2 protein-coding genes are annotated in these 6,943 nt (G+C 76.5%); both read right to left on the bottom strand.

The genetic code is table 11. From position 1 onward, the window contains the following. On the bottom strand, positions 1-2,735 hold a 2,735-nt coding region (locus ACTIDRAF_RS27985), incomplete at its 3' end, for a type I polyketide synthase (RefSeq protein ID WP_016698459.1). 117 nt (positions 2,736-2,852) lie between these two features. Beyond that, a partial coding sequence (locus ACTIDRAF_RS0209270) for an SDR family oxidoreductase (protein ID WP_016698458.1) occupies positions 2,853-6,943 on the bottom strand: 4,091 nt, incomplete at its 5' end.

The following is a 6,943-nucleotide window of genomic DNA, read 5'->3' as shown; positions in this document are numbered from 1 at the left end:
GGGGTGCCGGGTCGGGCCTCGATCCAGTAGCGGCGGCGCTGGAACGGATAGTCGGGGACGGTGGTCTTCCTGGCGCCCCGGCCCTGGTGGTAGGCGGCCCAGTCCACGTCGACGCCGGCGAGCCACAGCTGGGCGACGGCGGTGGCCAGCACGGCCTCGTCGGTGGCCGGGTCGGCCTCGGCGGGCAGGGTGGGCACGAGCAGCGGCCAGCGCTCCGGCCCGCAGTCGGGGTGGTTGCGGGCCATCGCGCCCAGGGACTGGCCCGGTCCCAGTTCGAGGAGCACGTCGTCCCCGCCGGCCAGGACGGTGCCGAGCATGTCGGCGAAGCGGACGGTGCTCACCATGTGCTGGGCCCAGTAGCCGGGGTCGGCCAGTTGGGACTCGGTGATGAGCTGACCGGTCACGTTGGACAGGTAGGGGGTGGCGGGTGGCCGGGGGCTGAGGTTGCGCCGTGCCCAGTCGGTGAGCTCGCCGGCGACGGGGCGCAGGGCCTCGGAGTGGAAGGCGTGGCGGGTGCGGAGCCGGCGCAGCGGGACGCCGTCGTGGGCCAGGCGGTCGGCGAGCTGGTCGACGGCGTCGACCGCCCCGGAGACGACGACGAACCTCGGCCCGTTCTCGGCGGCGATGTCCACCCCCAGGCCGGTGGTGCCGTACCGGTGGCGCAGTTCCCCGGCGGAGAGCGGGACGGCGGCCATCGCGCCCGGGGGGAGCCGGGAGATGAGGGTGGCGCGGACGGCGACGAGGCTGGCGGCCTCGTCGAGGGTGAGGGTGCCGGCGAGGCAGGCGGCGGCGAACTCGCCGATGCTGTAGCCGAGCAGGACGCGGGGCCGCACTCCCCAGGAGGACACGAGCCGGCCCAGGGCGTAGTCCACGGCGAACATGGCCGGCTGCACGACCTCGGTGCGCGCCAGGTCGCCGTCGTCGGCGGACCCGGTGTCGCGGCCCAGCAACCGGGCGAGGTCGTTGCCGCCGGCCTCCCGGTCCCGCAGCAGTTCCTCCACGGGGTCCTCGTCGAGGTGGCGGGCGAACACGGCGCGGCAGGCGTCGAGGGCCTCGGCGAAGACGGGTTCGGCGCGGTGGAGACCGGCGACCATGCCCCGGTAGTGCTCGCCGACCCCGGCGAGCAGGAAACCGGTGGTGCGGCCGGTGGTGGCGTCGGCCCGGGTGAACACCCGCTGGGCGGTGTCGCTGGCCAGGGCGTCGGCGGCGTCGTGGGCGGAGGTGACGACGGCGGCCCGGCGGTGTTCCAGGACGGCCCGGCCGGCCTGGAGGGTGTAGGCGGCGGCCGGCAGGTCGTCGGGGGTGTCCTGGAGGAAGGCGGCCAGCCGGGCGGTGGACTCGTCGGCGGCGGCGGCGTCCCGACCGGACCAGACCAGCACCTGGTGCCGGCGGGCGGGCAACGGGGCGACCGGGGTGGCCTCCGCCGGTTCCTCGAGGACGACGTGCGCGTTGGTGCCGCCCATCCCGAAGGCGCTCACCCCGGCCCGGCGGGGCCGGGTCCCCCGGGGCCAGGGCTGGCGGTCGGCGACGACGCGGATGCGGTCGCCCGAGCGGGCCAGCTGCGGGTTGGGGGTGGTGAGGTGGAGGGTGGCGGGGATCTCCTCGTGGCGCAGGGCCAGGGCGGTCTTGATCAGGCCGGTGACACCGGCGGCGCGGTCGAGGTGACCGAGGTTGGTCTTGGCCGAGCCGACGCGCAGCCGCACGCCCTCGGTGTCGAAGACCTGTTGGATCGCGGAGATCTCGGCGGCGTCCCCGAGGGGGGTTCCGGTGCCGTGGGCCTCCAGGTAGTCGATGTCGGCGGGTTCGAGCCCGGCGGCGGCGAGGGCCTCGGCGACGACGGCGGCCTGCCCGGCGACGCCGGGGGCGGTGAACCCGACCTTGTCGGAGCCGTCGTTGTTGACCGCCCAGCCCCGGATGACCGCGTAGATCCGGTCGCCGTCGGCGAGCGCGTCCTCCAGGCGGCGCAGCGCCACGACGCCGACGCCGCTGCCGACGGGCGTTCCGGTGGCGGCGGCGTCGAAGGCCCGGCAGCTGCCGTCCCGGGAGGACATGCCGGCCTCCTGGTACAGGTAGCCGACCCGGTGGGGCAGGGAGACGGTGGCACCGCCGGCGAGGACGAGGTCGGCCTCACCGGCGAGGAGGGTGGAACAGCCGAGGGACACCGCGACCAGCGAGGTGGAGCAGTAGCTCTGCACGGCGTAGGCGGGTCCGGTGAGGCCGAGGGCGTGGGCGACGCGGGTGGCCAGCGAGTCCTTGTCGTTGGCCAGTCCCACCTGGACCTGCCCGAGCAGTTCCAGCAGGTCGGGGTGGCCGAACAGGTGGTGGGTCAGGTAGGTGCTCAGCGCGGCGCCGCCCACGACGCCGATGCTGCCGTCGAACCGGGCCGGGTCGACGCCGGCGTCCTCCAGGGCGTGCCAGGAGCTTTCCAGGAACAGCCGCTGCTGCGGGTCCAGCAGTTGGGCTTCCCGGGGGGTGTAGCCGAAGAACCCGGCGTCGAAGAGGTCGATGTCGTCGAGCACGGACCCGGCGCGCACGTAGTCGGGGTCGGTGAGCTGGTCGGCGGGCACTCCGGCGGCGCGCAGCTCCTCGTCGGTGAACCGGGAGATGGACTCGACACCGGACCGCAGGTTCGTCCAGAGCCGGCGGACGTCCGGGGCGCCGGGAAAGCGGCCGGCCATCCCCACGAGGGCGATGTCGGCTCCGGCGTCGCCCGGTTCACGTGTGTTCTCGGTCATGTGGCTGACTCACCTCACGTGATCTCGTCACCGGATCGCCTGATCTCGGCAGAGGCTAGGTCGGGCCCCTGACCTGCCCCAATGTGGCGCGTCCACCGGGTGCCCATCTCGAAGTAACTACCGGCGACGCCGGGCGGCGACGGCTCGGCGGCGTTCGCCGCGGCGCGCCGCGCGGGTGGTGCCCGGTTCGGGGGTGTGCTCGTCGCCGGGGTCGCGGACCAGTTCGGCGAACCGGGCGACGGTGGGGCGTTCGAAGAGGTTCGCCGGGGCGAACTCGATGCCGAAGTGGCTGGAGAGGCGGGCCACCACGGACAGTCCGATCAGCGAGGTGCCGCCCAGTTCGAAGAAGGGGTCGTGGACCCCGACCCGGTCCACGCCCAGCTGGTCCTGCCACACCTCGGCGATGTGCCGTTCGGTGTCGTCGCGGGGCGCCAGGTAGGGGGTGCGCAGGGCGGGGCGGGGCCGGCGGTCCTCCGGTGGCACCACGCCGGGTGCGGCGTCGACGTCGGGGCCGGTTCCGGTGGCCTGGGCGGTGAGGCCGTCGAGGGTGTCGCCGAGCGCGTAGACGTGCGGGGGGCCGGCGGCGACCACGCGGGTGAGGGCGTCGAGGCCGGCGGCGTCGGTGATGCCGGCCCGCGCGCGGTAGCGCAGCATCCTGGCGCGGAGTTCGGGGGCGTCGGCCAACGCCTCGGTCTGCCACCGGTCGCGCCGCCACGGTCCCCAGGCGACGGAGACCACACGCTCGGCGACCGCCCCGGTGCCGTCGTGGGCGAGGGCGAAGGCGTCGAGGAACGCGTTGGCCGCGGCGTAGTCGGTCTCGCCGTAGCCGCCGACGGCGGTGACCGCCGAGGAGAACAGGGCCAGCAGGGGCACGGGGCGGCGGCGCAGCGCCTCGGCCAGGGCGAGGGTGCCGGTGATCTTGGGGGCGAGGACGGCGTCGGCGCGGTCCCGGGGGCGGTGTTGCAGCAGGCCGCCGCCGGCCACCCCGGCCAGGTGCAGGACGCCGTCGAGGGCGCCGAGGCGGTCGTGGACCTCCGCCAGCGCGGCCGCGATCGCGTCGGGGTCGGTGACGTCGGCCTCGAACGGGTGCGCCTCGACCCCGGCGGCCCGCAGGGCGCGGATCTCGCCGATCGCCCGGGCGTCCTCGCCCTGCGGGTGCTCGGCCAGCACGGCCTCCCACCGGTCGGCCGGGGGCAGCGTGCGGCGGTGCAGCAGGGCCAGGCGCGGGCGCAGCGGGGCGAGCTGGGCGGCGAGGGCGAGGGCGAGCTCGCCGGTCCCGCCGGTGATCGCGTACGTGCCGCCCTCCCGCCACACCCGCCGGGTGGGGACGGCGGGCAGGGTGAGGGGGTCCAGCGCCGCGCGCCACCTCCGGCCGCGCCGCCAGGCGTGGGCGGTGTCGGGTGGGGTGGGTGCGGCCAGCGCGGACAGTTCGGTGTGGACGCGGTGGGCGTGGTCGGTGGCGTCCGGGTCGAGGTCGACGCAGGCGACGCGGGCCGAGGGGTATTCGCGTCGGAGGCCTCGGCTGAGGCCGGCGGGCAGGGCGCGGAGCGGGTCGAGGGGCTCCCCGCCGAGGACGTCGGCGGCGCCGGTGGTGGCCACCAGCAGGTGCAGCGGTCGGGTGGGGGCGACGGCGGAGGCGGCCTGGACGAGGGCGACGAGGCTGTGCACGCCGTCCCGCAGCGCCGCGGGCGTGTCGGGGGCGGGGCGCAGGCCGAGGGCGTGCACGACCCGCAGCGGGCCGGTGCCGGTGTCCACCTCGGCCAGCAGTTGGCGGAGGTGGTCGGCCTCGGCCGGGTCGAGTTCGTGGGGCTGGTCCCCGCCGAGGCGGAGGGCCGGGCCGGGCCGCACGGCCACCGGGGTGTGGCCGGCGGCGCGGAGCCCGTCGGCGAGGGTGCCGTCGTGGGCGAGGACCAGCACGGTGCCGGGTTCGGCCGGTGCCAGTGCGCGCGGGGACTCGTCGCGGTGCCAGGTGGGTCCGTAGAAGGTGACGCCGGGGGCGGCGGTTCCCGGGCGCGGGTCGCGGTGGCCGGTGCTCTCGGGCCAGTAGCGGGCGCGGTGGAAGCGGTAGGTGGGCAACCGGAGGGTGCGGGCGCCGGGCCGGCTCACCGGGGTCAGGTCGACGCCGACTCCCCGTTCCCAGAGCCGGCCGACCAGGTCGAGCCAGCCCCGTTCGTCGGAGGTGTCGGGCAGGGGGAACTCACCGGCGCCGGTCGCGGACAGGACGAGCTCGGCGGTGGGGTCCGCCTGGTCGCGCAGTCCCCAGGCGGCCAGCTGCTCGGCGAGTTCCGGCCGGTCGTCGGTGGCGTCGACGGTGTGCGGGGTGTCGCCGGTGGTGGGTGTGGTGGTGCGGGTGGCGGCGGCGCGCAACGCGGCGACCGCCTCGGCGGGGTCGGCGGCGACGACGGCGAGGCGGTGGGCGAGGGCGGCCCGGCCGGCGGCCAGGGTGTGGGCCACGTCGGACAGCCGGAGTTCGGGGTGGTCGGCGAGGTGGTCGGCCAGGGCGAGGGCGTTGTCCCGCGCCGCCTGCTGGGTGGCACCGGACACGGTGAGCAGTTGGTGGCCGTGGTCGCTGCCGTCCGCCTGGGGGGTGGGGGCGGGTGGGGCCTCCAGGACGAGGTGGACGTTGGTGCCGGACCAGCCGAAGGAGCTGACGCCGGCTCGCGGTGGCTGGCCGGGTGCCCCGGTGAGGGGGTGCGGCGCGGTGGCGGGGCGCACCGGCCCGTCGAGGTCGACGTGGTCGCTGGGGGTGGTGAGGTGCTGGTTCGGGGGCAGCTGCCGGGCCCGCAGGGCCAGGACCGCCTTCACCAGGCCCGCCATGCCCGCCGCGACGAGCAGGTGGCCGACGTTGCTCTTGGCGGCGCCGACCAGCAGCGGCCGGTCGTCCTCCCGGTGGGAGAACACCTCGCGCAGGACACCGAACTCGATGGCGTCGCCGAGGGCGGTGCCGGAGCCGTGCGCCTCGACGAAGTCCAGGTCCTCCGGGCGGAGCCCGGCGTCGGCGAGGGCGTCGGTGATCGCCGCCCGCTGGGCCGCGCCGTTGGGCGCGGTGAGGCCGTTGGTGTGCCCGTCGGAGTTGGTGGCCGTCCCCCGCAGCACCGCGTGCGGTGCGGGGTCGTCGGCGCGCACGTCCCTGGTCCGGCGCAGCACCACGGCCGCGCCGCCCTCGCCGATGACGTAGCCGTCGGCGGCGGCGTCGAAGACCTTGCAGCGGGCGTCCTCGGCGAGCATGTGGGTCTTGCAGGCCTGGACGAACACCTCGGGGCTGAGGGTCGCCGAGCTGGCCGCGACGATGGCGGTGTCGCACTCCCCCGCCCGCAGGCTGCGCACGGCGAGGTGCACGGCGACCAGCGACGAGGAGCAGGCGGTGTCGACGGTCAGGCAGGGTCCGCGCAGGTCGAGGTGGTAGGCGATCCGGCCGGCGGCGGCGCTGGCGGAGGTGCCCAGGGCGAAGTGGGGGTCGTCGGCGAGGGACGCGCCCTCCGCCTCGGCCTGCCGTGCCTGGTACTGCTGGGAGTCGGTCATGCCCAGGAACACGCCGGTCCGGCTGCCGCGCATCCGGTCGGCGGACAGCCCGGCGTCCTCCAGGGCCGACCACACCAGTTCCAGCACCATCCGGTGTTGCGGGTCGAGTCGGAGGGCCTCGCGGGCGGTGTAGCCGAACAGGGTGGCGTCCCAGTCGGCGATGTCGGGCAGGTAGGCGGCGCGCTGGGTGTAGGCGCGGCCGGGTGCGGCGCGGTCGGGGTCGTGGTAGGCGGCGGCGTCCCACCGGTCGGCGGGCACGTCGGTCACGGGGTCGGTGCCTTCGACGAGGAGCCGCCAGTAGGCCTCGGGACTGTCGGATCCGCCGGGGAAGCGGCAGCTGAGGCCGACGAGGGCCACGGTGTCCCCGGTCGACGGGTCGGCCTCGGGTCGCCGGGGCGGGCGTGGTCCGTCGACGTCCTCGCGGAACAGCGCGGTGAGCAGGTGCCGGGCCAGGTCGCGGGGGGTGGGGTGGTCGAAGGCGGCGGACACCGCCAGGGACACCCCGGTCTCGGCGGCGAGGGTGTCGCGGATGCGGACGGCGGCCAGTGAGCCGACTCCGAGGTCGGTGAAGGACCGGCGGGCGGGGACCGTGCCGCCGGCGGGGTGGTCCAGGGCGTCGGCGACGGCACGGGTGACCAGCCGCAGCAGGTGCCGTTCGCGGGTGGCGGCGGGGAGGGCGGCGAGCC

It is taken from the genome of Actinoalloteichus spitiensis RMV-1378 (assembly GCF_000239155.1).
Taxonomy (GTDB): Bacteria; Actinomycetota; Actinomycetes; order Mycobacteriales; family Pseudonocardiaceae; genus Actinoalloteichus_B; species Actinoalloteichus_B spitiensis.
The sequence above is the reverse complement of the archived record's forward strand: the minus strand, read 5'-3'. Positions and strand labels throughout refer to the sequence as shown.